Annotated in this window: 25 protein-coding genes; 13 read left to right on the forward strand and 12 right to left on the reverse strand. The window is 70.6% G+C overall.

Annotation, left to right across the window (positions count from 1 at the left end):
- Window positions 1–8: 8 nt before the first annotated feature.
- The 6 genes from deoC to HUT10_RS22990 all read left to right on the forward strand — a co-directional run bounded on the left by deoC (window position 9) and on the right by HUT10_RS22990 (window position 5,286).
- Window positions 9–983: a deoxyribose-phosphate aldolase gene (gene deoC / locus HUT10_RS22965; RefSeq protein ID WP_176173126.1), complete on the forward strand. Its 975-nt coding sequence runs from the start codon at window positions 9–11 to the stop codon at window positions 981–983.
- Window positions 983–2,416 (forward strand): aldehyde dehydrogenase family protein, encoded by a 1,434-nt coding sequence (locus HUT10_RS22970; RefSeq protein WP_176173127.1) that lies wholly within the window; start codon window positions 983–985, stop codon window positions 2,414–2,416. The genes deoC and HUT10_RS22970 overlap by 1 nt, the downstream gene beginning before the upstream one ends.
- Window positions 2,409–3,275, forward strand: coding sequence for an aldehyde dehydrogenase family protein (locus HUT10_RS22975; RefSeq protein WP_176173128.1), 867 nt, complete (start codon window positions 2,409–2,411; stop codon window positions 3,273–3,275). The genes HUT10_RS22970 and HUT10_RS22975 overlap by 8 nt, the downstream gene beginning before the upstream one ends.
- A 116-nt stretch (window positions 3,276–3,391) precedes the next feature.
- Complete coding sequence (locus HUT10_RS22980; protein WP_176173129.1) at window positions 3,392–4,030, forward strand: hypothetical protein; 639 nt, start codon at window positions 3,392–3,394, stop codon at window positions 4,028–4,030.
- Window positions 4,031–4,111: 81 nt separating this feature from the next.
- Window positions 4,112–4,711 carry a hypothetical protein gene (locus HUT10_RS22985; RefSeq protein ID WP_176173130.1) on the forward strand — a complete coding sequence of 200 codons (600 nt, stop codon included), beginning with the start codon at window positions 4,112–4,114 and terminating at the stop codon, window positions 4,709–4,711.
- Window positions 4,712–4,713: 2 nt separating this feature from the next.
- Window positions 4,714–5,286: a hypothetical protein gene (locus HUT10_RS22990; protein WP_176173131.1), complete on the forward strand. Its 573-nt coding sequence runs from the start codon at window positions 4,714–4,716 to the stop codon at window positions 5,284–5,286.
- Here the strand turns inward: HUT10_RS22990 and HUT10_RS22995 are convergent.
- A complete protein-coding gene (locus HUT10_RS22995; RefSeq protein ID WP_254896989.1) occupies window positions 5,283–5,936 on the reverse strand; it encodes a hypothetical protein in 654 nt (217 codons plus the stop codon). The genes HUT10_RS22990 and HUT10_RS22995 overlap by 4 nt on opposite strands.
- Here HUT10_RS22995 and HUT10_RS51185 point away from each other — a divergent pair.
- A complete protein-coding gene (locus HUT10_RS51185; RefSeq protein WP_254896990.1) occupies window positions 5,920–6,201 on the forward strand; it encodes a hypothetical protein in 282 nt (93 codons plus the stop codon). The two genes, HUT10_RS22995 and HUT10_RS51185, sit on opposite strands and share 17 nt — an antisense overlap.
- Before the next feature lie 17 nt (window positions 6,202–6,218).
- Here the strand turns inward: HUT10_RS51185 and HUT10_RS23000 are convergent, their stop codons facing one another.
- Entirely contained in the window at window positions 6,219–6,857 is a 639-nt protein-coding gene (locus HUT10_RS23000) for a TetR/AcrR family transcriptional regulator (RefSeq protein WP_176173133.1), read from the reverse strand.
- Between the two features lie 179 nt (window positions 6,858–7,036).
- Between HUT10_RS23000 and HUT10_RS23005 the strand changes: the two genes are divergently transcribed.
- The 3 genes from HUT10_RS23005 to HUT10_RS23015 are packed head-to-tail and all read left to right on the forward strand — an operon-like array spanning window position 7,037 to window position 9,690.
- On the forward strand, window positions 7,037–8,257 hold the full coding sequence (locus tag HUT10_RS23005; RefSeq protein ID WP_176173134.1) for a cytochrome P450: 1,221 nt from the start codon (window positions 7,037–7,039) through the stop codon (window positions 8,255–8,257).
- 10 nt (window positions 8,258–8,267) lie between these two features.
- Entirely contained in the window at window positions 8,268–9,458 is a 1,191-nt protein-coding gene (locus HUT10_RS23010) for a cytochrome P450 (RefSeq protein WP_176173135.1), read from the forward strand.
- Window positions 9,459–9,495: 37 nt separating this feature from the next.
- The gene (locus tag HUT10_RS23015; protein ID WP_176173136.1) at window positions 9,496–9,690 is read left to right on the forward strand and encodes a ferredoxin; all 195 of its coding nucleotides are present in this window, start codon (window positions 9,496–9,498) and stop codon (window positions 9,688–9,690) included.
- 53 nt (window positions 9,691–9,743) lie between these two features.
- Here HUT10_RS23015 and HUT10_RS23020 read toward each other — a convergent pair whose 3' ends face one another.
- The 4 genes from HUT10_RS23020 to HUT10_RS23035 are packed head-to-tail and all read right to left on the reverse strand — an operon-like array spanning window position 9,744 to window position 13,837.
- A complete protein-coding gene (locus HUT10_RS23020) occupies window positions 9,744–10,577 on the reverse strand; it encodes a carbohydrate ABC transporter permease (RefSeq protein WP_176173137.1) in 834 nt (277 codons plus the stop codon).
- Window positions 10,574–11,506, reverse strand: coding sequence for a carbohydrate ABC transporter permease (locus tag HUT10_RS23025; RefSeq protein WP_176173138.1), 933 nt, complete (start codon window positions 11,504–11,506; stop codon window positions 10,574–10,576). The genes HUT10_RS23020 and HUT10_RS23025 overlap by 4 nt, the downstream gene beginning before the upstream one ends.
- Window positions 11,506–12,846 carry a sugar ABC transporter substrate-binding protein gene (locus HUT10_RS23030; RefSeq protein ID WP_176173139.1) on the reverse strand — a complete coding sequence of 447 codons (1,341 nt, stop codon included), beginning with the start codon at window positions 12,844–12,846 and terminating at the stop codon, window positions 11,506–11,508. Before HUT10_RS23030 ends, HUT10_RS23025 begins: the two co-directional genes overlap by 1 nt.
- The gene (locus tag HUT10_RS23035) at window positions 12,833–13,837 is read right to left on the reverse strand and encodes a zinc-dependent alcohol dehydrogenase family protein (protein ID WP_176173140.1); all 1,005 of its coding nucleotides are present in this window, start codon (window positions 13,835–13,837) and stop codon (window positions 12,833–12,835) included. Before HUT10_RS23035 ends, HUT10_RS23030 begins: the two co-directional genes overlap by 14 nt.
- A gap of 128 nt (window positions 13,838–13,965) precedes the next feature.
- Here HUT10_RS23035 and HUT10_RS23040 point away from each other — a divergent pair, with 128 nt between their 5' ends.
- Window positions 13,966–14,946 (forward strand): sugar-binding transcriptional regulator, encoded by a 981-nt coding sequence (locus tag HUT10_RS23040; RefSeq protein WP_176173141.1) that lies wholly within the window; start codon window positions 13,966–13,968, stop codon window positions 14,944–14,946.
- Between the two features lies 1 nt (window position 14,947).
- Here HUT10_RS23040 and HUT10_RS23045 read toward each other — a convergent pair whose 3' ends face one another.
- Both HUT10_RS23045 and HUT10_RS23050 read right to left on the reverse strand, forming a co-directional pair.
- Window positions 14,948–15,829 (reverse strand): hypothetical protein, encoded by an 882-nt coding sequence (locus HUT10_RS23045; RefSeq protein ID WP_176173142.1) that lies wholly within the window; start codon window positions 15,827–15,829, stop codon window positions 14,948–14,950.
- A 4-nt stretch (window positions 15,830–15,833) separates the two neighbouring features.
- Entirely contained in the window at window positions 15,834–16,157 is a 324-nt protein-coding gene (locus tag HUT10_RS23050; protein ID WP_254896991.1) for a hypothetical protein, read from the reverse strand.
- Window positions 16,158–16,198: 41 nt separating this feature from the next.
- Here HUT10_RS23050 and HUT10_RS23055 point away from each other — a divergent pair, with 41 nt between their 5' ends.
- A complete protein-coding gene (locus HUT10_RS23055; protein ID WP_176173143.1) occupies window positions 16,199–19,807 on the forward strand; it encodes a CHAT domain-containing protein in 3,609 nt (1,202 codons plus the stop codon).
- 124 nt (window positions 19,808–19,931) lie between these two features.
- On the forward strand, window positions 19,932–20,585 hold the full coding sequence (locus HUT10_RS23060) for a hypothetical protein (RefSeq protein ID WP_254896992.1): 654 nt from the start codon (window positions 19,932–19,934) through the stop codon (window positions 20,583–20,585).
- Here the strand turns inward: HUT10_RS23060 and HUT10_RS23065 are convergent.
- The 4 genes from HUT10_RS23065 to HUT10_RS23080 form a co-directional block, all read right to left on the reverse strand.
- Complete coding sequence (locus HUT10_RS23065) at window positions 20,473–20,811, reverse strand: helix-turn-helix domain-containing protein (protein ID WP_176177952.1); 339 nt, start codon at window positions 20,809–20,811, stop codon at window positions 20,473–20,475. The genes HUT10_RS23060 and HUT10_RS23065 overlap by 113 nt on opposite strands.
- Window positions 20,812–20,892: 81 nt before the next feature.
- A complete protein-coding gene (locus HUT10_RS23070) occupies window positions 20,893–21,246 on the reverse strand; it encodes a hypothetical protein (RefSeq protein WP_176173145.1) in 354 nt (117 codons plus the stop codon).
- Window positions 21,247–21,338: 92 nt separating this feature from the next.
- Window positions 21,339–21,485 carry a hypothetical protein gene (locus tag HUT10_RS23075; RefSeq protein ID WP_176173146.1) on the reverse strand — a complete coding sequence of 49 codons (147 nt, stop codon included), beginning with the start codon at window positions 21,483–21,485 and terminating at the stop codon, window positions 21,339–21,341.
- Window positions 21,486–21,561: 76 nt separating this feature from the next.
- Entirely contained in the window at window positions 21,562–24,066 is a 2,505-nt protein-coding gene (locus HUT10_RS23080; protein WP_176173147.1) for an RNA helicase, read from the reverse strand.
- Between the last annotated feature and the right edge of the window lie 126 nt (window positions 24,067–24,192).

Consider the following 24,192-nt stretch of genomic DNA (forward strand, 5'->3'; position numbering starts at 1 on the left):
TCAGGCGCATGACAGCCACGACCAGCACGTCAGCGGCGCCGGCCACCCCGGCACCCCTGGTGGAAGCGACTCGCGACGACGCGAGCCTGCGCCGGTTCCTGCTCGGGCTGCCCGGTGTCGACCAGGTCGGCGTCGAGCAGCGCGCGGCGGGCCTCGGCACGCGCAGCATCAAGAAGGACGCCAAGCGGTGGGCCATCGACACCGCCATCTCCATGGTCGACCTGACCACCCTGGAGGGCGCCGACACCCGGGGCAAGGTCCGCGCGCTCGCCGCGAAGGCCGTCCGGCCCGATCCCGAGCGGCAGGACACCCCGCGCGTCGCCGCCGTCTGCGTGTACCCGGACATGGTCGCCACGGCCGTCGAAGCGCTCGAGGGCAGCGGCGTGCACGTCGCCAGCGTCGCCACCGGCTTCCCCGCCGGGCGCACCAGCCTCGAGATCAAGCTGGCCGACACGAAGATCGCCGTCGACGCCGGCGCGCACGAAGTCGACATGGTGATCGACCGCGGTGCCTTCCTCGAAGGCCGGTACATGGCCGTCTTCGAAGAGATCCAGGCCGTCAAAGCCGCCTGCGGGGACGCCCACCTGAAGGTCATCCTCGAGACCGGTGAGCTGGCGACCTACGACAACGTGCGGCGCGCGTCGTGGCTGGCGCTGCTGGCCGGCGGGGACTTCATCAAGACCTCCACCGGCAAGGTCTCCCCCGCCGCGACGCTGCCGGTCACCCACATCATGCTGCAGGCGGTCCGCGACTGGCACGCACACACCGGCGAGCTGCGCGGGGTCAAGCCCGCCGGCGGCATCCGGACGACGAAGGACGCGATCAAGTACCTGGTCGCGGTGCACGAGGTGGCCGGCGAGCAGTGGCTGACCCCTGACCTGTTCCGCTTCGGCGCGTCCAGCCTGCTCAACGACCTGCTGCTGCAGCGCCGCACCCAGGTGGACGGCCACTACAGCGGCCCCGACTACGTGACGGTGGACTGATGCCCGTTTTCGAGTACGCACCGGCGCCGGAGTCGCGCGCCATCGCGAACCTCAAGGATTCCTACAAGCCCTTCGTCAACGGCGAGTTCGTCGACGGCTCGGGTGAGCCGCTCAAGACGATCAACCCGGCCACCGAAGAGGTGCTGGCCGAGGTCGGCACCGCGTCGAAGTCCGATGTGGACGTCGCGGTGAAGGCCGCCCGCAAGGCGTACAACGGTGTCTGGTCGAAGATGCCGGGCACCGAGCGCGCGAAGTACCTCTTCCGGATCGCCCGGCTGATCCAGGAGCGCTCGCGCGAGCTGGCGGTGCTGGAAAGCCTGGACAACGGCAAGCCGATCAAGGAGTCGCGCGACTCCGACGTCCCGACGGCGGCCGCGCACTTCTTCTACCACGCGGGCTGGGCCGACAAGCTCGAGTACGCGGGGTACGGCCCGAATCCGCGGCCGCTGGGCGTCGCGGGCCAGATCATCCCGTGGAACTTCCCGCTGCTGATGCTGGCCTGGAAGATCGCCCCGGCGCTGGCCACCGGCAACACGGTGGTCCTCAAGCCGGCCGAGACGACGCCGCTGACCGCCCTGGTGTTCGCGGAGATCTGCCAGCAGGCCGAGCTGCCGCCGGGCGTGGTGAACATCCTGCCGGGCGCGGGTGACATCGGCGCGTCCATCGTGGCGCACGCGGACATCGACAAGATCGCCTTCACCGGCTCGACCGAGGTCGGCAAGGCGATCCAGCGCCAGGTCGCGGGCACGCCGAAGAAGCTGACCCTCGAACTGGGCGGCAAGGCGGCGAACATCGTCTTCGAGGACGCGCCGCTCGACCAGGCCGTCGAGGGCATCGTCAACGGCATCTTCTTCAACCAGGGCCACGTCTGCTGCGCGGGCTCGCGGCTGCTGGTCCAGGAGTCGATCGCCGAAGAGGTGCTGGAGAAGCTGCACCACCGCGTCTCGACGCTGCGCATCGGCGACCCGCTGGACAAGAACACCGACATCGGCGCGATCAACTCCGCCGAGCAGCTGGCGAAGATCCGCGGGCTCGTCGAGTCCGGTGACGCCGAAGGCGCGGAGCGCTGGACGAGCCCGTGCCCGGTGCCGGACCGCGGGTTCTTCTTCGCGCCGACGGTGTTCGCGAACGTCCACCAGTCGATGCGGATCGCGCGCGAGGAGATCTTCGGCCCGGTGCTGTCGGTGCTGACGTTCCGCACGCCGGACGAGGCCGTGGCGAAGGCGAACAACACGCCGTACGGCCTTTCGGCGGGCATCTGGACCGAAAAGGGCTCCCGGATCCTGTGGATGGCGAACCAGCTGCGCGCCGGCGTGGTCTGGGCCAACACCTTCAACCGCTTCGACCCCGCCGCCCCGTTCGGCGGCTACCAGGAATCCGGCTTCGGGCGCGAAGGCGGCCGCACCGGGCTGGAGGCGTACCTGAATGTCTGACCGGATTTCCGTCGCCAAGACGTACAAGCTGTACATCGGCGGCAAGTTCCCCCGTTCGGAGTCCGGCCGGGTGTACCCGGTGACGGACGCGAAGGGCAAGTTCCTGGCGAATGCGGCCCACGCGTCCCGCAAGGACGTCCGCGACGCGGTGGTGGCGGCCCGCAAGGCGTTCCCCGGCTGGGCCGCGGCCACGGCGTACAACCGCGGCCAGGTGCTCTACCGGGTGGCCGAGGTCCTGGAGGGCCGCCGCGACCAGTTCGTCGCGGAAGTGTCCTCTTCGGAGGGTCTCGCGGCGAAGAAGGCGGAGTCCGTTGTGGACGCGGCCATCGACCGCTGGGTCTGGTACGCGGGCTGGACGGACAAGATCGCCACGGTCCTGGGCGCGGCGAACCCGGTGGCGGGGCCGTACTTCTCGTTCACGGTCCCGGAGCCGACGGGCGTGGTGGGTGTCCTGGCGCCGCAGGGCTCGTCGCTGCTGGGCCTGGTCGAGGTCCTGGCCCCGGTCCTGGCCACGGGCTCGACGGCGGTGGTGGTCTCCAGCGCGGAGCGGCCGTTGCCGGCGATCACGCTGTCGGAGGTCCTGGCGACGTCCGACGTCCCCGGCGGGGTGGCGAACATCCTGACCGGGCGGGCCGCGGAGCTGGGTCCGTGGCTGGCTTCGCACGGAGACGTCAACGCGCTGGACCCGACGGGAGCGGCCCCGGCGGACCGCGTGGAGTTGGCCCGCGAAGCGGCGAACACGGTGAAGCGGGTGCTGACGGTCCCGGAGTCCGAGCCGGACTGGACGGCGGCCCCGGACCTGACGCGCCTGCGGCGGTACCTGGAGGCGAAGACGGTCTGGCACCCGCTGGGCGTCTGACTTCGACGACGGAGGCCACCCCTGTGGTGGCCTCCGTCGCGCTTTGCCTGACACTCACCCCGATCACCGGTACCGTCCCCCCGGGTACGGAGCGTGACGCATCGGGGAGGGTGCAGATGCCGGACGACGAAGAGTGGGCATTCGAGGCGGAGACCGACCTCTGGGACGACGGCGAACGCCCGCCGCCGGCCGCCGACGAGCCGGAACCGGACGGCCGGGACGGGGACGCGGTCGTGACGGTGACCGTCGCTCCCGACGGCGAGGTCCGGCAGGTCCGGCTCGCCGAAGACTGGAAGAGCAAGGTCGATCCCCGCGGGCTGCACTCGAACGTCCTGACCGCGGCCAACGCGGCGACCATCGAAACGCTGGCCCAGCGGGCCCGCGAAGTCCAGGAGAACCCACCTCCGCGACCGCCGTCCGAGGCGGACGAAACACCCCTCACGGCCCAGGACGTTCTCCGGCTGGAGGACGCGGTGCGGGGCGAACTGGAGCAGTACTCCGCCCGGCTGTCTTCGGCCGGAACCGGCATCGTCTCCGCGGAAAGCAGCGGCGGCCACGTGCGCGGCTTCGATCGCCCGGAACACCGAGGTGGAGAGCGAACTGCTCGACGTGCTCCGCATCTTGCACCGGCGGTCGGCCCCGGCGGACTTCGCACCGCAGCCGCGAGGCCCCGCCTACACGGAACTGATGAGCCTGCTGGCCGACCACGCGAGCCGCCTCGGCAAGCTCGACGGGCACTGAGGGGACGAACGTGACCGCACCGGGCGGCACCGCGATCATCGATCGGACCCTGGACGACCTGCGCGCCATCGAGGAAAAGTTCCGCCATCGACCTGGTGAACCACGTCAACGAAAAGTTCGCCGCCTACCAACGAGCGACCGTGCGGTTCTGGTCCGATCAAGGCGATTCCGACAAGCTCAAGCAGGTCGGGCGGCAGTGGATCGAGGAGTTCTCGCACACGGCCGACGAGATCGCGAGCACGCTGCACCTGGACAAGCTGAAGGCCAACATCGAGTGGCAGGGCCGGGGCGCCGAAACGTACAAAGCCGCGGTTCCCGCACAGCTCGAGCACCTGGACTCGATGAAGGACCTCGGCGAGCAGATGCGCGACTCGCTCACCAGCCTCGCCAACGGCATCGACTCGTTCTGGCTCGCCATGAAGGTGATCGCCGGCGGTCTCGTCGCCGCGATCGTGTCGGCCATCCTCACCGCGGTCACCGTCGTGGGTCTGCCGCTGGCGCTGGGGATCCTCTCGGCCGCGATCTCGATGGCCGTTCCCGCCATCACCGGCACGATCGTCGCGATCGAGACCTTGCTGGACGTCAGCGAAACCGAGCAGAACTCCATCCAGGCCAAGGTCGACGACCTCGGCGACCAATGGGAACGGACGAACACCACGACCATGTCCCACTCCGGCGACTGGCGGGTCAACTAGCCGTGGACGAATACCTCATCGACCCGCGGGCCTACGTCTGGCTCCCGCCCCGGCTCACCGCCAAGCCGAAGCGCACCCTCCCGCTCCTCGGCGGATTCACCACCGTCGTCGCGCTGGCCATGTGCGTTGCCGTCCCGGTGCTGGGGTACACCCTCCCGACCAGCCACAAGGCCGCCAACGACATCCCGGTCATGTTCGGCCTGTTCAGCGCCGTCATGCTGCTGATGTCCGGCATTGCGCTGTTGTTCGCCCCGGCCTGGGTCGAGGTCGGGCACTACCCCGGCGGTACCGGCCACATTCTGCGGCTCCGGCCCGCCTCCGTGTCCGTCGGCCCGCTCTGCGGTGGGGCCGTTTCGATCGTCGGGTGGCCGCTGTTCTACCTCTTCTACGCCACGCCGCTGACCTGGTCCGACCCCGGCCCGGTCAACCCGCACGGGTTCGTCCAGATCACCTTCGGCATCTTCGTCCTGCTGGTCATTCCGGTGATCGCCGTCGTGCTCGGGGTCGTCGACCTCATCGTGGGGCTGCCGGCGCTGCGACCCTCGCCGCAGACCCTCCAGCGGTACGCCCGCTAGCTCATCGTCACCGAGAAGTCCGACAGCGTGAACCGCGCCTTGCCGCCGCCCGTCGAGCAGAACTCGATGCCGTAGCCGATCTGGTTGACCGTCGGGTTCGGCGGTATCAAGCCCTTGCCGATCGCCCAGGCGATCATCGCCTTCAGGTCCACGCTGCCCGAATACTGCGTCGAGCGGGACACGAACGCCACGTACCCCTGGTCCTCCGCCCAGACGTCGTACGTGGTGCCGGCCGCCGTGTACGTCGTCAGCTTGTCGCCTGCCGGGACCTGCTTGTGGTTCTCCGTCCAGACCATCAGCTCGCTGACGCCCTTGCCGTCGCCCACGCCGTTCAGCCACAGGTCGTACGCCACGTCGTAGACGCCCGTGCCCGGGCCGCGGCCGGCGAACGTCGATTTGATCACCGAATAGTCGTTGAACGGTTTCCCGTTTTGGTCATTGATGTCCTTGTGCACGTTCGGATAGGTTTTCACCGACGTCGAATCGGGTTGGGTGGATTCGACGTACCAGTTGTCGTACGCGCACGCGCGCAGCGTTTCCGGGCCCGCTTCCCCGGCGTTCCACATGTTGTTGTGGACGTAGTAGCCGCCGTCCGACCAGCCGCCGTCGGGGTCGCTGGTGGTGAACTCCGGGGTGCGGCAGTTCCGCACCGGCGTGGTCGACGGGGGCGTCGGAGTCGGCGGAGGCGCAGGTATAGAGGACGAAACCGAGGACGGAGAAGGCGAAGCCGAGGTGGGCGTCACGGAGGCGGCGGCCGGGGACGGCGGCGGCACCGGCGCGGCCGCCACGCCGTCGACCGGCGTGCTCCCGCACCCGGCGACCGGCAGAAAGGAAATCGCCAACAACACGGCCAGTGTTCTTCGTCGCATTTTCCCGCCCGCAGCTGCAATTTGGCAGAACGAGGCGGAACCCTAACACGGAAATCCGCGAATTCAGTCCGGGTCGAGGTCGCCGGAGGTGATCGGACGGCCGGGCAGCGACGAACCCGGCCGCGCGCTCAAGCCGTCGATCATGATGCCGACGCACCGGCGCGCCGCCATCTCGGCGACCTCCGGCGTCTTCGCGCGCGCCTGGCGCAGCAGCGTCGCGAACAGGATCGCGATGTCGCCCGCGCCGACGTCGTCACGGAGCTTGCCCTCGGCCTGCGCACCCTCGACGAAGGCGTCGAGGACCTCCAGGATCTCGTCGCGCAGCCGGCGGACCTCCGGGTCGTTCTTGAGGATCACCAGCGCCCGGTGCGACACCATCGCCAGCTGCACGCTCAGCTGCAGCTCCACCGACTGCCGCAGCAGCCGCTCCAGCGCGCGCCACGACGACGTCTCCTCGGCGGCGATCACCCGCGCGTCGATCAGCACCCGCTCGAAGTTGTCCATGGCGACCGCGCGGACCAGCGCGTCCCGGTCCGGGAAGCGGCGGTACAGCGTGCCGACGCCGACGCCCGCCGCGCGGGCGATCTCCTCCATCGGCACCTCGGGACCGGAAGCGGCGAAGATGCTCTTCGCGGCGGCCAGGATCTGGTCGCGGTTGCGGCGCGCGTCCGCCCGCAGGGTGGTCTCGGGGTCTGCCGTCATGCCGTTCGCCTTCCGCTGAATCGCGCGGGGTGATTCTCGCACGGTCAACGGGCCACGCACCGCCTCCTCGAATGGGTAGGCGGCACCTAGTGGACGACTTCCTTCCGCTTCGGTACCTTGGGAGCTAGAACCGGAATGTAATCCTCCGCATACTTTCCGTCCGATTTAGGGGGTCCGAAATGACTGATCTGGCCGAACCTGCAACCCAGGACGAGACCTTCCCGATGGCCCGCACGTGCCCGTTCGCCCCGCCGCCCGCGTACGAGAAGCTGCGCGAAGCCGGTCCGGTCCACCGCGTCACGCTGCAGTCCGGCCAGGAGGCGTGGGCCGTGACGCGCCTGGAGGACGTCCGGACCGTGTTGAACGACCCGCGGTTCAGCTCCGACCGCTTCAACCCGGGCTTCCCGATCCTGACCCGCGAGGGCCGCCCGCAGCGCCGCCGCTTCACCGCGTCGCTGATCAACATGGACCCCCCGGAGCACGGCGCCGCCCGCCGCGAGGTCGTCGGCGAGTTCACCGTCAAGCGCATGAAGGCGCTGCAGCCGCGGATCCAGCAGATCGTCGACGAGCACATCGACGCGATCCTGGCCGGCCCGAAGCCCGCCGACCTGGTCTCCGCGCTGAGCCTGCCGGTGCCGTCGCTGGTCATCTGCGAGCAGCTCGGCGTCCCCTACGCCGACCACGACTTCTTCCAGTCGCGCAGCTCCACCCTGCTGAACCGCGAGGTCTCGCAGGAGGCGCGGATGCAGGCCGTCGAAGAGCTGCAGAACTACCTCGACGAGCTGGTCTCGGAGAAGGAGGCGAACCCGACCGACGACCTGCTCGGCCGGCAGGTCCTCAAGCAGCGCGAAGAGCACGGCGAAGCCGCGCACGACGAGCTCGTTTCGCTCGCCTTCCTGCTGCTGCTCGCCGGGCACGAGACGACGGCGAACATGATCTCCCTCGGCACCGTCGCCTTCCTGGAGAACCCGAAGCAGCTCGAGCTCGTCAAGAACGACCCCGGCAAGACCCTCGACGCCGTCGAGGAGCTGCTGCGGTACTTCACCATCGCCGAGTTCGCGACCTCGCGCGTCGCCACCGAGGACGTCGAGATCGGCGGGCAGCTGATCCGCGAGGGCGAAGGCGTGCTCGGCCTGAGCTACTCCGGCAACCGCGACCCGGCCGCGTTCGACAACCCGGACGAGCTGGACATCGAGCGCGGTGCCCGCCACCACGTCGCCTTCGGCTTCGGCCCGCACCAGTGCCTCGGCCAGAACCTCGCCCGGATGGAACTGCAGATCGTCTTCGACACCCTCTTCCGCCGCATCCCGGACCTCAAGCTGGCCGCCCCGGTCGACCAGCTGCCGTTCAAGCACGACTCGTCGATCTTCGGCCTCTACTGCCTGCCCGTGACCTGGTGAGGGAGACGTCATGACCGCGGTCCACGAATTCCCGATGACGCGGACGTGCCCGTTCGCGCCGCCGCCGGCGTACACCGAGATCCGCGAGGAGGACCCGGTCACCCGGGTGGGGCTGCCCGACGGCCGGAAGGCCTGGGTGGTCAGCAGGCACGAGGACGTCCGGACCGTGCTGAACGACCGGCGGTTCAGCGCCGACCGGCAGCACCCGGACTTCCCGCAGCTGGTGCCCGGGTTCCGCCGTCCGGACGACGAGCGCACCATGATCACCATGGACGCGCCCGAGCACGGGCCGGCCCGCAAGGCCGTGCTCGGCGAGTTCACCGTGCGCCGGATGGAGGCGCTGCGGCCGCGGATCCAGGAGATCGTGGACGAGCGGATCGACGCGCTGATGGCCGGGCCGAAGCCGGGCGACCTGGTCGAGGCGCTGTCGCTGCCGGTGCCGTCGCTGGTCATCTGCGAGATGCTCGGCGTGCCCTACGCCGACCACGACTTCTTCCAGACCCACACGGCGAAGCTGATCAAGCGGGACACGCCCCCGCAGGAGCGGCGGGCCGCGGTCGAGGCCGTGCGTGAGTACATGAGCGACCTCATCGCCGGGAGGGAGGACAACCCGCCGGACGACCTGCTCGGGCGGCAGATCGTCAAGCTGCGCGAAGAGGGCACCTACCGGCGGGCGTCGCTGGCCGCGACCGGCTTCCTGCTGCTCGTCGCCGGCCACGAGACGACGGCGAACATGATCTCCCTCGGCACGGTCGGGCTGCTGGAGAACCCGGACCAGCTGGCGCTGATCACCGGAGACCCGGGCAAGACGCTCGACGCCGTCGAGGAACTGCTGCGGTACTTCACCATCGTCGACGCGGCCACGGCCCGGCTCTGCGTCGAGGACGTCGAGGTCGGCGGGCAGCTGATCCGGGCGGGCGAGGGCGTGCTGGCGCTGGGCTACGCGGCCAACCGCGACGCGGCCGCGTTCGAGAACCCCGACGAGCTGGACATCGAGCGCGGTGCCCGCCACCACGTCGCCTTCGGCTTCGGCCCGCACCAGTGCCTCGGCCAGAACCTGGCCCGGATGGAACTGCAGATCGTCTTCGACACCCTCTTCCGCCGGATACCCGGGTTGAAGCTGGCCGCGCCGGTCGACGACCTGCCGTTCAAGGACGACGCGAACATCTACGGCCTGTACCGGCTGCCGGTGACCTGGTAGAGACGAACTGCCACACCACCACAGGGAGAAGAGGACCATGAAGATCATCGCGGACACCGGCAAGTGCGTCGGCGCCGGTCAGTGCGTACTCACCGAGCCCTCGCTGTTCGACCAGAGCGAGGAGGACGGCACGGTCATCGTGCTCGACGACCAGCCCGTGGGCGACCTGGTCGAGAAGGCCCGTGAAGCGGTGCACGTCTGTCCGAGCCAGGCCCTCTCCCTAGAGGAGTGACGCGCGCGGAGGCCACCTCGAGCCGGGCTCGAGGTGGCCTCCGGCGTTGCCTGTCACTTGACGGCACCCATGGACAGGCCGCGGACCAGGTGGTTCTGCGCGATCCAGCCCACGATCATCACCGGCAGCGAGGCCAGCAGCGCCGCCGCGGACAGCTGGGCCCAGTACAGGCCCTCACTGGTGATGAACCCGACCAGGAACACCGGGACCGTGCCCGCCCGCGCGGCCGTCAGGTTGACCGCGTAGAAGAACTCCGTCCAGGAGAAGATCACGCAGATCAGCGCGGTCGCCGCGATCCCGGGTGCCACCACCGGCATGATGATCTTGCGCAGCAGCGTCGGCAGGTTGGCGCCGTCGATGCGGCCCGCCTCGATCATCTCGTGCGGCACCTCGAGGAAGAACGACCGCATCATCCAGATGGCCAGCGGCAGGTTCATCGACGTGTACAGGATGACCAGCGCCCACACCGTGTCGAGCAGCTCGGTGTTCTGCGAAATCACGTACAGCGGGATGATCGCCGCCACGATCGGCAGCATCTTCGTCGAGAGGAAGAAGCCGAGCGCGTTCGACGTGCCTTTGACCGGCGCCAGCGACAGCGCGTACGCGGCCGGGACGCCGAGGAGCAGCACCAGCAGCGTCGAGAGGATCGTGACGAACGCCGAGTTCGACAGGTACGGCAGGAACCCGCCGCTCAGGACGTTGCCGAGCTGCTCGAACGTCGGGGTGAAGAACAGCTTCGGCGGATCGGTGTAGGCGTCCGCCTCCTGCTTGAACGCGGTGAGGATCATCCACAGCAGCGGAAAGACGAACAGGATCGCGATCACCCAGGTCGCGACGGTCAGCGAGCCCTTGCCGTACTGCTTCTTGCGGGGAGCCACGGTGGTCACTTGATGCCTCCGCTCACCGAGAAGGTCCGGAACATCAGGCGCAGCGCGAAGGTCGCCACGATCATCGTCAGGATCACGACGATCACGCCCATCGCCGAGGACTGGCCGACGTCGAAGCCCTCGAACGCGCGCTGGTAGATGTAGTACGGCAGGTTGGTGCTGGCCGTGCCCGGGCCGCCCTGGGTCATCAGGAAGATCGCGTCGAAGCTGTTCACAATGTAGATCGCGCCCAGCAGCGTGGCCAGCTGCAGGAACCGGGACAGGTGCGGCAGCGTGATGGAGACGAACGTCCGCCACCGGCCCGCACCGTCCACATTGGCCGCTTCGAGCACGTCCTTGGCCTGGCTCTGCAGGCCCGCGAGGATCAGCAGCATCATGAACGGCGTCCACTGCCACACGATCTGGGCCATCACCGACGCCAGCGGGAACTCCGAAAGCCAGTCGACGTCGGTGCCGAAGACGAAGTGCAGCAGCCCGTAGGTCGGGTCGAACACCGTCGTCTTCCACAGCAGCGCGCCGGCCGCCGGCAGGATCAGGAACGGCGTGATCAGCAGCGTCCGGACGATGCCGCGGCCGAGGAACTTGCGGTCGAGCAGGATGGCGAGGCCGAGGCCGAGCAGCAGCGCGACGAACACGCACACCACGGTCAGCAGCACCGTGTTGAGCAGCGCGACCAGGAACGTCGTGTCGCTGAAGACGTCGACGTAGTTCTGCAGGCCGACGAAGTGCCGCGAGCCGGGCCGGACCAGGTTCCAGGACTGGAACGAGTAGAACACGGTGAGCAGGAAGGGCAGCTGCGTCACCGCGATGACGAAGATGAGCGCGGGCAGCAGCGGGAGCCGCCGCTTGGCCGCGGTGCTCAGGCCGCGTTTCTCCGCGACCTGCGCCTTCGCCTGTGAGGTGGGGGTGGATACGGAGAGCGTGGACATCACTGCACCGCCTTGTACGAGTCGCCCACGGTTTGCGCGTAGTCCTGGGACTGCTTCAGCGCGTCTTCGACGGATTCGCGGCCGGCGATCGCGGCCGACAGCTGCTGGCTCACCCGGGTGCCCAGGTCCTGGAACTCGGGGATGCCGACGAACTGGATGCCGGGGTAGGGCACCGGGTTCGCCATCACCTTCTGCTGGTTGGCGTCCGCGATGCCGTCGAGCGTCGGCTTCGCGTAGGCCTTCGCCGCGTCGGCGTACTCGGGGATCGCGTAGGTCGACTGGCGGACGCCCGGCGGGACGCGGTTCCAGCCGTAGGTGTGGCCGACCTTCTGCACGTACGCCTTGTCGGTCATCCAGGCCATGAACTTCCAGGCCGCGTCCTTGTCCTTGGCCACCTTCGGGATACCGAGGGCCCAGGTGTAGAGCCAGCCGCTGGCCTGGGTCTTGACGACCGGGGCGGGCGCGTAGCCGGACTTGCCGACGATCTTGCTGCTGGAGGGGTCCTCGTTGGTGCCCGCCATGACCGTGGCGTCGTACCACATCGCCGCGTTGCCCTGCGTGTAGCGCGTGCCGCACTCGGAGAACCCGGCGCTGGAGGCGCCGACCTCGCCGTGCTCGCGGACCAGGTCGACGTAGAAGTTCGCGGCCTGCGTGAACTCCGGTGAAGTCAGCTTGGCGTTCCAGTCCTTGTCGAACCACTGGGCGCCGAAGGTGTTCGCGACGGTCGTGAACGGCGCGAGGCTCTCGCCCCAGCCGGGCTTGCCGCGCAGGCAGATGCCCGCGACGCCGTCGGCCTTGTCGTCGAGCTTCGCGGCGAAGTCCGCGATCTGGGGCCAAGTCGGCCTGGCCGGCATGGTGAGCCCGGCCTTGTCGAAGAGGTCCTTGCGGTAGGCCAGGAAGGACGACTCGCCGTAGAACGGCACCGCGTACATCTGGTTCTGGTACGACAGCGACGTCTTGATGCTGGGGATGAAGTCGGCTTCGTCGTAGCCGGGGGTGGCCGCCATGTGCGGTTCGAGGTTCTCGAGCCAGCCGTTGGCCGCCCACTGCGGGGCCTCGTAGTTGCTGATCATGACGACGTCGAACTCGCCGCCCTCGGTGGCGGTCGACGCGGTGATCTTCGCGCGGGCCTGGTTTTCCGGCAGGGACACGAACTTCAGCCCGATGCCGGTGGCCTTCTCGAACTCGGGCGCGAGCGCGATCGCGTCCTTCATCTGCGGGTTGGACACGATGGCGATGACGAGCGTGCTGCTGCCGGTGCCGAGCGAACCGGCGCCCGCGCAGCCCGTGGCCAGCAGCGACGTCGCCGCGAGGAGGGTGAGGAGCTTACGCACGGCCACCTCCGGGGAGGACTTGCACCTTCAGGCCCGCGCCGCTGCGCATCTTGGCCAGCGCCTCGGGGTACTGCTCCAGCGGCAGGGTGTCGGTGAGCAGCGCGCCGGTGTCGATGGCGCCGGTCGCGACGAGGTCGAGGGCAGCGCCGAAGCTGTGCAGCACGGCCATCGAGCCCACGATGGTGATTTCGTCGTTGTAGATGCGGAACGGCGAAAGCGCGACGCGCGCTTCGGCCGGGGCGACGCCGAAGACGAGCAGCCGTCCGCCGCGCCGGATCGCGTCGAAGGCGGCTTCGATGGCGGGCGCGGCGCCCGTGCAGTCGACGGCGACGTCGAACTTCTCGCCGTTGAGGTCACTTACGTCTTTCGCGGTGCCGACGGCACCGAGGCTCTTCGCGCGGGGCAGCCGGGCTTCGTTGCGGTCGACCACCGTCACCTGCGCGCCGGAGCGCTGCAGCAGCTGCTGCATGATCAGGCCCATGGTGCCGGCGCCGACGACGAGGAACCGTTCGCCGGCCTCGACGCCGACGCGGCGGACGCCGTGCACGGCACAGGAAACCGGCTCGACCAGGGCGCCCTGCTCCCAGGTCATCGCGTCGGGCATGCGGTAGCAGGTGGACGACGGGACGGCGACGTACTCGGCGAAGGCGCCGTTGACGGTGTCGCCGGTGGCGCCCCAGTTCGCGCACAGGTTGCCGTGGCCGGCGCGGCACGGGCCGCAGTAGCCGCAGAACAGGGACGGGTCGACGGCCACCCGGTCGCCGACCTTCCACTCGCCCGGCACGTCCGCGCCGAGCTCGACGATCTCCCCGGCGAACTCGTGCCCGGGGACGATGGGGTACGGGGTGGGCGGGAAGTGCCCGTCCGCGATGTGCAGGTCGGTGCCGCAGATGCCGCACGCTCCGACCTTGACGACGACCTGACGTTCCCCGGGTTTCGGATCGGGCACCTCGCCGACCCTGATCTCACCGGGCCGGTCGACGATGGCGGCACGCATGCCTTCCCCTTCCTCGCCGCTCATATGAGCAACATTGACCTATTGCGTCGAGAACATGTGAAGGCATTACAGGTCTGACGTCGGCGTTACGTCAACCTTTCGGCTGGATTTCGCGCTATTATGCTCAGATGAGCGCTTCTCGTAAGAGCGCTTCGCTCACTGAAGCGATGCTGCTCGCCACCGTCGCCCGGCGCTTCTACGTGCAGGGACGCTCCAAGCTGGAGATCGCTGGCGAGTTCGGCGTCAGCCGGTTCAAGGTGGCACGAATGCTCGACACGGCCATGGAGTCCGGCCTGGTCAGGGTGGAGTTTTCGCTGCCGGCCCCGGTGGACCTGGCGCTGTCGGACGAGGTGCGTTCGGCGTACGGCCTGGAGCGGGCCCTGGTGCTCGAACGCTCAACCGAGCGGGAGCCGAGGGAGGTCGTCCGGGCGAAGATCGGCTCGCTGGCGGCGCGGCTGCTGGAGGAGATCGCGGTCCCGTCGGACGTGATCGGGCTGTCGTGGGCGCGGTCGGTGAACGCGATGGCGGAGGCGGTCCGGTCCCTGCCCCGGTGTCCGATCGTCCAGCTCTGCGGGGTGCAGGCGGGGATGGACATGCGCGGCCGGTCGGTGGAGACGGTCAGCCGCGTGACGTCGGTGTCGGGCGGCGACGCGTACCCGATCTTCGGCCCGCTGGTCCTGCCGGACCGCCGCACGACCGAGACCCTGCGGCGGCAGCCGGGCATCGCGGAGACCTTCGGCCAGTTCCGGTCACTGACCAAGGCGGTGGTGAGCATCGGGGCGTGGCAACCGGGCGAGTCGACGGTGTACGACGCGCTGGACGAAGCCGAGCGAGCGGCAATCGCGGCCCGAGGAGCGACGGCGGAGGTCGCCGCGCGCCTCTTCGACGCCTCGGGAAACGCGCTTTCGACCGGCTTGGCCCACCACGTCCTGGCGATCAGCCACGAGGAACTGATGGCGGTCCCGGAGGTGATCGCTTTGGGTTACGGCAGGCCGAAAGCCGCGGCGGTGGACGCGGTGTTGCGGTCCGGCATGGTCTCGACGCTGATCACCGACGCGGCTGCCGCGGTCCCGCTGCTCGCCTTGGCGGCGAAGAACCCGCCGCGCTGACCTAGCGGCCTTTCCGGATCAGGCCGGTGGCCCGCTCGCCCTCGGCGAGGCTGAGCGGTCCCGAGCCGTCCGGGTCCGTGACGCCGAGCGCCACCGCGAGGTCACGCGCGTGGAGATCGACGGCGGCTTCGGCGAGCGAGGTCAGGTCGGTGATCGCGGACCGGCCGCGCAGCCAGCCGGTCAGCCCGGCGGCGACGGCGACGAGCAGCGCGGGCCACCAGAACACCCCGAGCACGAGGTACGGCACGGCCCACGTGCCGGTCGCGACCGCGGCCGCGAACGCGGCGTGCGCGTTGCCCAGTTCGGTGCGCACGGTGTCGGGCAGCACCAGCCACAGCCGCGGCCAGCCGAAGGCCAGGTCGAGCCCGTAGCGGTTCAGCGCCACCGCTTCGACCGCGTGGACCCGGTCGCCCATCCAGGTCGGCCGCCCCGGCTCGGCCAGCGCCAGCCGGTTGACGCGGTGGGCGGCCGCGTCGATCCGTTCCTGGTCGCCGGAATCCCGTTCCAGCACCCGGCGGCGTTCGACCAGCTCGGACCAGCGCGCCCGGCGGCGGCGGGTCAGCGGCGCCGCCAGCGGCCGCGGCCACTGCCCCAGCCAGATCCGCCGGGTCACCCCGGCGAGCGCCTGCACGGCGACTCCCACCCCCGTGGCGGCCAGCAGGAACGCGACCACGAGCAGGATCTGCGCCCCGGCCGGCAGGTTCTTGACCGCGGTGGCCGCGGTGCCGGAGCGCCGGACCAGCGAGTCGGGGTTCAGGGCGTGTGCCTGCCCGAGCGTGGCGGCCGGCCAGACCGCGGCGGCGAAGAACGCACCGGGCAGCGCGAGCAGGCTGAGCCAGCGCTGGGCCAGCACCTTGGCCAGCTCCTGGAAGAATCCGCCCACCGGGCTACATCCGTTCCATGGGCAAGCCCGTGACGCGGCAGCGGGGCAGCGCGCCCGCGGGCGGCGGCACGTCGATCCGGTCGCAGGCGCCGTCGGGACAGCCGAACCGCTCCGCCGTGGCGCGCCCGGGCCCGGCGCCCGGCAGCCCGGCGCCGAGCGCGCGCAACGTGGTGTCGTTGTCGGTCCCCAGCAACCCGCTGATCAGGTCGAGCACCGGACGCCGGGCCTTCGCCTCGGCCGCGATCCGGTCCAGCAGCTGTACTCGATCGGGTGAATGTCGCCGTGCCTCCTCGCGAAGCGCGTCCCACTCCCGGCACAGACTGGTCAAAGCCGCCCGCTCCCTGTCCACGAGCCAGATACTGTCACAACGTGGTCACCGGCTCCGGTTACGCGCGTTCGCTGTCCGACAACGCCATCGCGTGGTGGACGCAGGCGCAGCAGACCGGGCGGCTCGCGGACGTGGACCAGGCCATCGGGCTCGGCCGCCAGGCGATCGCCGCGAGCGGTCCCGGCGAGCCGGACTACGTGACGTTCGTGGCCAACGTCGGCACGTACCACCTGACCAGGTTCGGGCTGAGCGGCGAAGGCACGGACCTGGACCAGGCGATCGCCCACCTCGGTCCCGGCGCCGGCGTACCGGGGCCGAACCAGGTGCTGTTCCGGACCAACCTGGGCGCGGCGTCGCTGCTGCGGTTCCAGCTCACCGGTCAGGTGGCGGATCTGGACCAGGCCGTCGCGCAGCTTGCCTCCGTCGCCGACGTGCCCGGGCCGAACCAGGTGACCGCGCGGACCAACCTCGGCGCCGCGCTGCACCACCGGTTCGAGCTGCACGGCCGGATGCCGGACCTCGACGCGGCCATCGCCCAGCTCGGCCTGGCGATGGCGGCCGCGCCCGAGTACGGCCCGGCGGCCGGCAACCACGGCACCGCGTGCTGGTCCCGGTTCGAGCGCACCGGCGACCCGGCCGACCTGGAGGGGGCCATCGGTTCGCTGCGGAAAGCCGTCACCGTCGGGCCGGGCGACCCGCACCTCGCGACGTTCCTCAGCCATCTGGGCTTGGCCCTGCAGGCACGCTTCGAGCGCACAGGCGTACTCGCCGACCTGGAGGAGGCGATCACGCACCACGATCGCGCGGTGGTCGCCGGCGAGACCCAGCCACACGGCTTCCCGGCGCGGTTGTCGAACCTCGCCTGGGCGTACCTGGCCCGCTTCGAACGCCTAGGCCGACCGGCGGACCTGGACCGGGCCATCGACGCGGGGCGCCGGGCCGTGGCCGCCGTCGGCGACGGACCGCTGACCGCGCCGATGATCAACAACCTCGCGATCAGTCTCCAGACCCGGTTCGAGCGCACCGGCGAGCTCGCCGACCTCGACCTGGCCGTGGAACTCAAGGAGCGGGCGGTCGCCGCGACCCCGGACGGCAGCCCCGGCAAACCGGTCTGGCTCATGAACCTCGCGAGCGCCTACACCATGCGGCTCGAACGGACCGGTCATCCCGAAGACGGGGACCGGGCGGTCGAAGCCGGGCGGCGAGCGGTGTCGGCCATGCCGGCGAACCACCAGCGCCGGGGGATGGCCCTGTCGAACCTCGGGGCGGCACTGCAGGAACGGTACGACCGGACCGGGGACCTCGCCGACCTCGAGGAGGCGGTCGCCGCCAAGGAGCAGGCGGTGTCGGTCACGCCCGAGGGGCATCCGGACCGCCCGCTGTTCCTTTCCAACCTCACGCTGGCCTACCAAGAACGGCACGTGCGCACCGGAAGTGCCGCCGACCTCGACCGCGCCATCGATGCCGGCCGCGCGGCACTCGAGGCCGTCCCCGGCGACCACGCCGACTATGCGCTCTACTTGAACAACGTCGCGAGCGCCTACCAGTCGCGCCACACCCGGTTCGGCAGCCAGGCCGATCTGGACCTCGCCATCGAATACCGGGAGCGGGCACTGGCCGCCACCCCCGACGACCACTACCGACGAGCGTTGTACCTGTCCAACCTCGGGAGTGCCCGGTTGTCCCGGGCGTCGAGGACGAAGTCACCGTCCGACTTGGACGCTGCGATCGACGCGGGCCGCAAGGCCGTCGCGGCCACCCCGGCCGATGCCCCGGACCGGTGGCAGCGCCTGATCAACCTCGCGGCGATGTACCTGGAGCGCTTCGACCGCACCGGTGACGGCGCCGACGCGGACCTCGCCGTGCACAACGCGCGGCAGGTGGTCGACAGCGCGCCCGCCGGGCATCCCGTCCACACGAGCGGCCTGTTCCGGCTCGGCGCCGCCCACCTCGCGCGGTTCCGCGCCACCGGCGCGCTGCCCGATGTGGAACTGGCGATCGAGACGGCGCTGCGGGCGGTCGCGGAAACCCCCGAGGACTACCCCTTCCGCGCGTCCCGGCTCTACATCGTCGTGGCCGGGTACCTGCGCCGGTTCGAGGCGGGCGGCGGCGCGCCGGACCGGGCGCGGGTCGACGAGCTGGTCGCACAGGTGGACGGGGTTCGGGAGTCCCTGCCCGGCGACCGCGTGATGCTGGGCTGGGCCGCGGGCCGGCTGCTGGAAGCGCTGGGAGACCACGAAACCGCCCGCCGACTGCTGGACACCGCGGTCCGGCTGCTGCCCGCGGTCGCGTCCCGCGTGACGCCGTTCGCCGACCAGGAAGACCGGCTCGGCGGGCGCATCGGGCTCGTCGGCGAGGCGATCGCCGCGCACTGCGCGCTCGGCGACGCGGCCGGTGCGCTGGAAGTGGCCGAGCACAGCCGGGGCATCCTGCTGGCCGCCCAGCTGGACAGCCGGACCGAACTCGACGCCGTGCCGCCGGCCCTGGCGGACCGCTTCCGCCACGTGCGGGACCGCCTCAACGCCGCCGACCTCGGCACCGACGTCGTCGACCGCCGACGGCGGCTCTGGGCGGAGTACGACGCACTGGTCGGCGAAATCCGCCGGCTGCCCGGCCTGGCCGGGTTCCTCGTGCCGCCGAGGTGGCAGGACCTGCGGCCGGCGGACGGGGTCGTGGTGCTCCTCAACGCGGGACGGCGGGGCGGGAACGCCGTCGTCGTCCCGGCCGGCGCGGAGCCCGTGCCGGTGGCGCTGCCGGAGCTGACGGCCGCGGAAGTCGAGGCACGGGCGGACGAGCTGGCCGGCGCGATCGCCGACCCCGGCGCCTTCGCGGGGGAACTGCGCCGCCAGCGGGTCGTGGCGGAACTGCTGGCGTGGCTGTGGGAGGCGGCCGTCGGCCCGGTGCTGGAGGTCGTCGCGGCGCCGCGGGTGTGGTGGCTGCCGACGGGCGGGCTCGGGATGCTGCCGCTGCACGCCGCCGCCCCGGCGGACGGCCCGGGTGCGCTCGACCGGGTGATCTCGTCGTACACGCCGACGTTGCGCGCGCTCGGCCACGCGCGCGGGCGTGCCGCCGCGGCAGCCCGGCACCACCTGACGGTGGCGATGGGGCACACCCCGGGCCTGCCGGACCTGCCCGCGACCGTCGCCGAGGCCCGGTCCGGGCACGCGGGCACGCTGCTCACCGACGAACAGGCCACTGTGGACCGGGTGCTGGCCGCGCTGCCGCAGGCGAGCTGGGCCCACTTCGCCTGCCACGCGGGCACGAACCCGCGCACGCCGTCCGAAGGCGCCCTGCACCTGCACGACGGCACGCTGCCGATCGCGCGGATCAGCAGGCTCGCCCTGCCCACGGCGGAACTGGCGTACCTCTCGGCGTGCTCGACCGGGCAGATCGGCTGGCGGCACGCCGAGGAGTCGATCCACCTCGCGTCGGCGTTCCAGCTGGCCGGGTTCCGGCACGTGATCGCGAGCCTGTGGCCGCTGGAAGACCGCACCGCCGCCGTCGCCGCCGAACGGTTCTACGCGCTGATGCCGGCCACCCCTTCGGCCGGCCAGGCCGCCGTCGTCCTGCACCAGGTGGTGCGGGAGCTCCGCGAAGCGCAACCCGACCGGCCCCACGTGTGGGCCCCGCTCATCCACGGCGGCCCGTGACCGCTGGGGTATGGGACACGGGACCGCGTACCCCACCGGGTGTACGCCCGGCCCGCCCGGGTCCGGGGCGAAACCCGGGTCGCGCCCGATGTGCCCGCGCCCGCGCTTCGCGAGCCTGGAGGCCGTGAAGACTTCTCCTCGCTGGCGCCAGGCCGTCGTCTGGCTGCACGCCGTGTCCTCGGTGGGCTGGATGAGCCAGGCCCTCGCCCTGGTCGTGCTCACGTCGTCGGGTGCGCCCGCGGCGGCCGACCGGCTCGACTCCGCCCTGCTCGCACCCATGGCCAACGTCTCGGCGTTCACCGGCCTCCTGCTCGCCGGGGCGACGGCGTGGGGCTACTTCCGGCACTGGTGGGTGCTCACCAAGTTCACCCTCACGCTGATCCAGCTCTACGCGGGGATCTTCCTGCTCTCCCCCGCCCTCCGGGAGTCCGCGGACACCGGCGCCGTCGCCTGGCCGCAGATCGCCGGGGCGTCGCTGATGGCGAGCGCGCTCGCGTTCCAGGCCTGGCTGTCCGTCGCGAAACCGGGCCGCAGGACGCCGTGGTCCCCCACCGCCAAGCCGCCGACCGCGCCGGCCTGGGTGTTCGTGGCCGGCCTCGGCGCGCCGGCGTTCGACGTCACCGCCGGGCTGCTGCTCGGCTACCCGCTGCCCGCGGTGGAGCTGCTCACGCTGATCGTGCTGCTCGGCTTTGAGCGGCGACGACGTCGTCGCCGTGCTCGGCGGCCCAGCGCCCGAAACCCTCGATCGGCTCCAGCAGCGTCTCACCCAACGGCGTAAGCGCGTACGCACCTTCGCGCCGCTCGACCAGGCCGTCGGACTCCAGGCGCCGCAGGGCTTCCGTGAGCACCTTCGCGCTGATGCCGCCGATGGTCCGCCGCAGGTCGACGTGCCGCCGCGGACCGTGGCGCAACGCCCACAGCACCACCGGGTTCCACGTGTTGGCGACCAGGTCGAAGGCGAGCCGCGTGCGACAGTTCCTGCCATCGTGCTCGCACCAGCCAATCACCAGGAAACGTGTGCGGAGCGGGCTCTTCGGGACGGGCGGGATGGCGGACACGCTCGGCACAAAGTGGGGTCGGGCCGGTCACGACTTGATGGTGAGCGGCCGCTCGGACCCGGGCGCCTTGGCTGGGCGGCTCGACGCGACCGGAACCGGGCGCGAGAGAGCCACCTTGTTCGAAGTCCTGATCCTGGCCGCCCCGCGGCCGCGATCAGCGCGGGTGCTCACCGATGCGGTGCTGGCGGATAGGACCGACGAACCCGGCCTGACGGGCACCCCGGTGCAATCGCGGATCACCAAGGCGACCGACGACATGCGGCTGTGCAACTCGGCCCACGTCGACGCCCAGCGGACCACCCCGCCGGTTTCGCCATCGGTCTCGCTGTGCGGCGACGCCTGCGCAGCGCTCGACGCCGTCAGCACGCGGGTCCGCGACACCTGCGCTCACCCGGTCCCCGCCGGCGTTCGTCATCGGGCTCTGGTTCGCCGGCGAAGACGCCCAGGCGATCCTGACCCCGGTGAGCTGAGGCTCAGAGGCCGTATTCGATGGCGGTGGCGTCGGGGCTCGCCAGCAGGGCGTACTCCACCATCGATGCGGCCGACGCGGCCGGAGCCAGCGCCACGACCACCGCCGCAGCGAAGAAGATCCCGGCCAGCAGGCGCTTGACGTTCCCCATGGTCCCTCCCAGGTCGCGAAGCTCCACGCTAACGCGGAACCCCGCCGCCGGACTGGGCCGTTGGGCGCAACCGGTGCTAGTGCGGGCCCACCTCGGTCACCCGGACGACCGCCATCCCGGCCTCGTCCGACGCGGCCAGGTCGACCTCGGCGCTGATGCCCCAGTCGTGGTCGCCCGCCGGGTCGTCGAAGATCTGGCGGACCTTCCAGACGTCCGGCTGCTGATCGATCAGCAGCAGCTTCGGGCCGCGCGCGTCCGGGCCGGTGCCGAGCGAGTCGTACTCCTCGAAGTAGTCCTCGATCGCTTCCTGCCACGCGTCCGCGTCCCAGCCCGAAGCCGCGTCGAGCTCGCCGAGCGGGAACCACGCGCGCCGCGCGAACAGCTCGACCCGGCGGAACAGCTCGTTGCGGACCAGGACGCGGAACGCGCGCTCGTTGCGGGTGACGGCCGGCGGTTCGGACGGCGGCCGCGTCGAGACCGGGCCCTCCTCGGCCGGGTGGCGCAGCGCCTCCCACTCGTCGAGCAGGCTGGAGTCGACCTGGCGGACGAGCTCGCCGAGCCATTCGATCAGGTCCTGCAGCGGCTCGGTCTTGGCCTCGTCCGGCACCGTGTGGCGCAGCGCGTCGTAGACGTCGGCGAGGTAGCGCAGCACCAGGCCCTCGGACCGGGCCAGCTGGTAGAAGCCGATGTACTCGACGAAGTTCATCGCGCGCTCGTACATGTCCCGCACGACCGACTTCGGCGACAGCTCGTAGTCCGCGACCCACGGGTGGCCCTGCCGGTAGCTGCGGTAGGCGTTGTTCAGCAGCTCTTCGAGGGGCTTCGGGTAGGTGACGTTCTCGAGCAGCTCCATCCGCTCGTCGTACTCGATGCCCTCGGCCTTCATCGCGTTCACGGCCTCGCCGCGTGCCTTGAACTGCTGCTGCGACAGCACCGGCCGCGGGTCGTCCACTGTGGATTCCACAATGGACACGACGTCGAGCGGGTACGACGGCGACTCCAGGTCGAGCAGCTCGATCGCGGCCAGCGCGAAGGGCGAAAGCGGCTGGTTGAGCGCGAAGTCGAACTGCAGGTCGACGGTGAGCCGGATGATCCGGCCCTGTTCGTCCGGTTCGGACAGTCGTTCGACGACGCCGGCGGCGAGCAGCGCGCGGTAGATGGCGATCGCGCGCAGGATCAGCTTGCGCTGCGACGCCCGGTCTTCGTGGTTGTCCTCAAGCAGGTGCCGCATCGACTCGAACGCGTTGCCCGGCCGCGAGATCACGTTCAGCAGCATCGAGTGCGTGACTTTGAAGCTGGACGTCAGCGGCTCCGGGTCGGCCGCGATGAGCCGGTCGAAGGTGCTCTCGGTCCAGTTGACGAACCCCTCCGGCGCCTTCTTCCGGACGATCTTCTTTTTCTTCTTCGGGTCGTCGCCGGCCTTCTCGAGGGCCTTGGCGTTCTCGACGACGTGGTCGGGCGCCTGGACGACGACGTAGCCGTCGGTGTCGTAGCCCGCGCGCCCGGCCCGGCCGGCGATCTGGTGGAACTCGCGCGCCTTGAGGTGGCGCTGGCGGACGCCGTCGTACTTCGTCAGCGCGGAGAAGACGACGGTCCGGATCGGGACGTTGATGCCGACGCCGAGGGTGTCGGTCCCGCAGATCACCTTGAGCAGCCCGGACTGGGCCAGGGTCTCGACCAGCCGGCGGTACTTCGGCAGCATGCCGGCGTGGTGGACGCCGATGCCGTGGCGGACCAGCCGCGAGAGCGTCTTGCCGAAGCCGGCGGAGAACCGGAAGTCGCCGATCAGCTCGGCGATGGCCTCCTTCTCGGCCTTCGACGTCACGTTGATGCTCATCAGCGTCTGCGCCCGCTCGATGGCCGCGGCCTGCGAGAAGTGCACGACGTAGACCGGCGCCTGGCCGCCGTTGAGCAGCTCGGACATGGTCTCGTGCAGGGGCGTCAGCGCGTACCGGAAGGTCAGCGGGACCGGGCGCTGCGCCGACGTGACGACGGCGGTGGGCCGTCCGGTGCGGCGGGTGAGGTCCTTTTCGAAGAAGGAGACGTCGCCGAGGGTCGCGGACATCAGGACGAACTGGGCCTTCGGGAGCTCCAGCAGCGGCACCTGCCAGGCCCAGCCGCGGTCGGGCTCGGAGTAGAAGTGGAACTCGTCGGCGACGACCTGCCCGACCGGGGCGTCGGCACCGAACCGCAACGCGATGTTCGCCAGGATTTCGGCCGTGCAGCAGATGATCGGGGCATCCGGGTTGACGCTGGAGTCACCGGTCATCATGCCGACGTTGTCGGCGCCGAAGATGTCGATGAGCTGGAAGAACTTCTCCGAGACGAGGGCCTTGATGGGCGCGGTGTAGTAGCTGCGGCGGCCCTGGGCGAGCGCGGTGAAGTGCGCGCCGACGGCGACGAGGCTCTTCCCGGAGCCGGTCGGCGTCGAGAGGATGACGTTCGCTCCGGAGACGACCTCAATCACCGCCTCCTCCTGCGCCGGGTACAGCTCGATACCCCGTTCGGCCGTCCAGGTCGTGAAGGCTTCGAAGAGGGCGTCGGGGTCGGGATCCGCAGGCAGGAGGTCGGTGAGAGTCATCAGACGTCCATCGTGCCATCCGCTCGTCGCAAAGTCGGCAGGGGCGATCGCATCGCGCGTGGTTAACCCGTAGGCTTCGCGTTACCGCGCACCGACCGGGGGATACATTCGGTCTCGCGCGCACAC

The organism is Amycolatopsis sp. Hca4, from assembly GCF_013364075.1.
GTDB lineage: Bacteria > Actinomycetota > Actinomycetes > Mycobacteriales > Pseudonocardiaceae > Amycolatopsis.

What these genes read in the sequence shown, in the direction of transcription:
- HUT10_RS23075 (WP_176173146.1), bottom strand. Translation starts at nt 21,485, where the DNA reads ATGGGGAACGTCAAGCGCCTGCTGGCCGGGATCTTCTTCGCTGCGGCG.
- HUT10_RS23010 (WP_176173135.1), top strand. Translation starts at nt 8,268, where the DNA reads ATGACCGCGGTCCACGAATTCCCGATGACGCGGACGTGCCCGTTCGCG.
- deoC (WP_176173126.1), top strand. Translation starts at nt 9, where the DNA reads ATGACAGCCACGACCAGCACGTCAGCGGCGCCGGCCACCCCGGCACCC.
- HUT10_RS22970 (WP_176173127.1), top strand. Translation starts at nt 983, where the DNA reads ATGCCCGTTTTCGAGTACGCACCGGCGCCGGAGTCGCGCGCCATCGCG.
- HUT10_RS23000 (WP_176173133.1), bottom strand. Translation starts at nt 6,857, where the DNA reads ATGACGGCAGACCCCGAGACCACCCTGCGGGCGGACGCGCGCCGCAAC.
- HUT10_RS23025 (WP_176173138.1), bottom strand. Translation starts at nt 11,506, where the DNA reads ATGTCCACGCTCTCCGTATCCACCCCCACCTCACAGGCGAAGGCGCAG.
- HUT10_RS23015 (WP_176173136.1), top strand. Translation starts at nt 9,496, where the DNA reads ATGAAGATCATCGCGGACACCGGCAAGTGCGTCGGCGCCGGTCAGTGC.
- HUT10_RS23080 (WP_176173147.1), bottom strand. Translation starts at nt 24,066, where the DNA reads ATGACTCTCACCGACCTCCTGCCTGCGGATCCCGACCCCGACGCCCTC.
- HUT10_RS23040 (WP_176173141.1), top strand. Translation starts at nt 13,966, where the DNA reads ATGAGCGCTTCTCGTAAGAGCGCTTCGCTCACTGAAGCGATGCTGCTC.
- HUT10_RS22975 (WP_176173128.1), top strand. Translation starts at nt 2,409, where the DNA reads ATGTCTGACCGGATTTCCGTCGCCAAGACGTACAAGCTGTACATCGGC.
- HUT10_RS23005 (WP_176173134.1), top strand. Translation starts at nt 7,037, where the DNA reads ATGACTGATCTGGCCGAACCTGCAACCCAGGACGAGACCTTCCCGATG.
- HUT10_RS23035 (WP_176173140.1), bottom strand. Translation starts at nt 13,837, where the DNA reads ATGCGTGCCGCCATCGTCGACCGGCCCGGTGAGATCAGGGTCGGCGAG.
- HUT10_RS22980 (WP_176173129.1), top strand. Translation starts at nt 3,392, where the DNA reads ATGCCGGACGACGAAGAGTGGGCATTCGAGGCGGAGACCGACCTCTGG.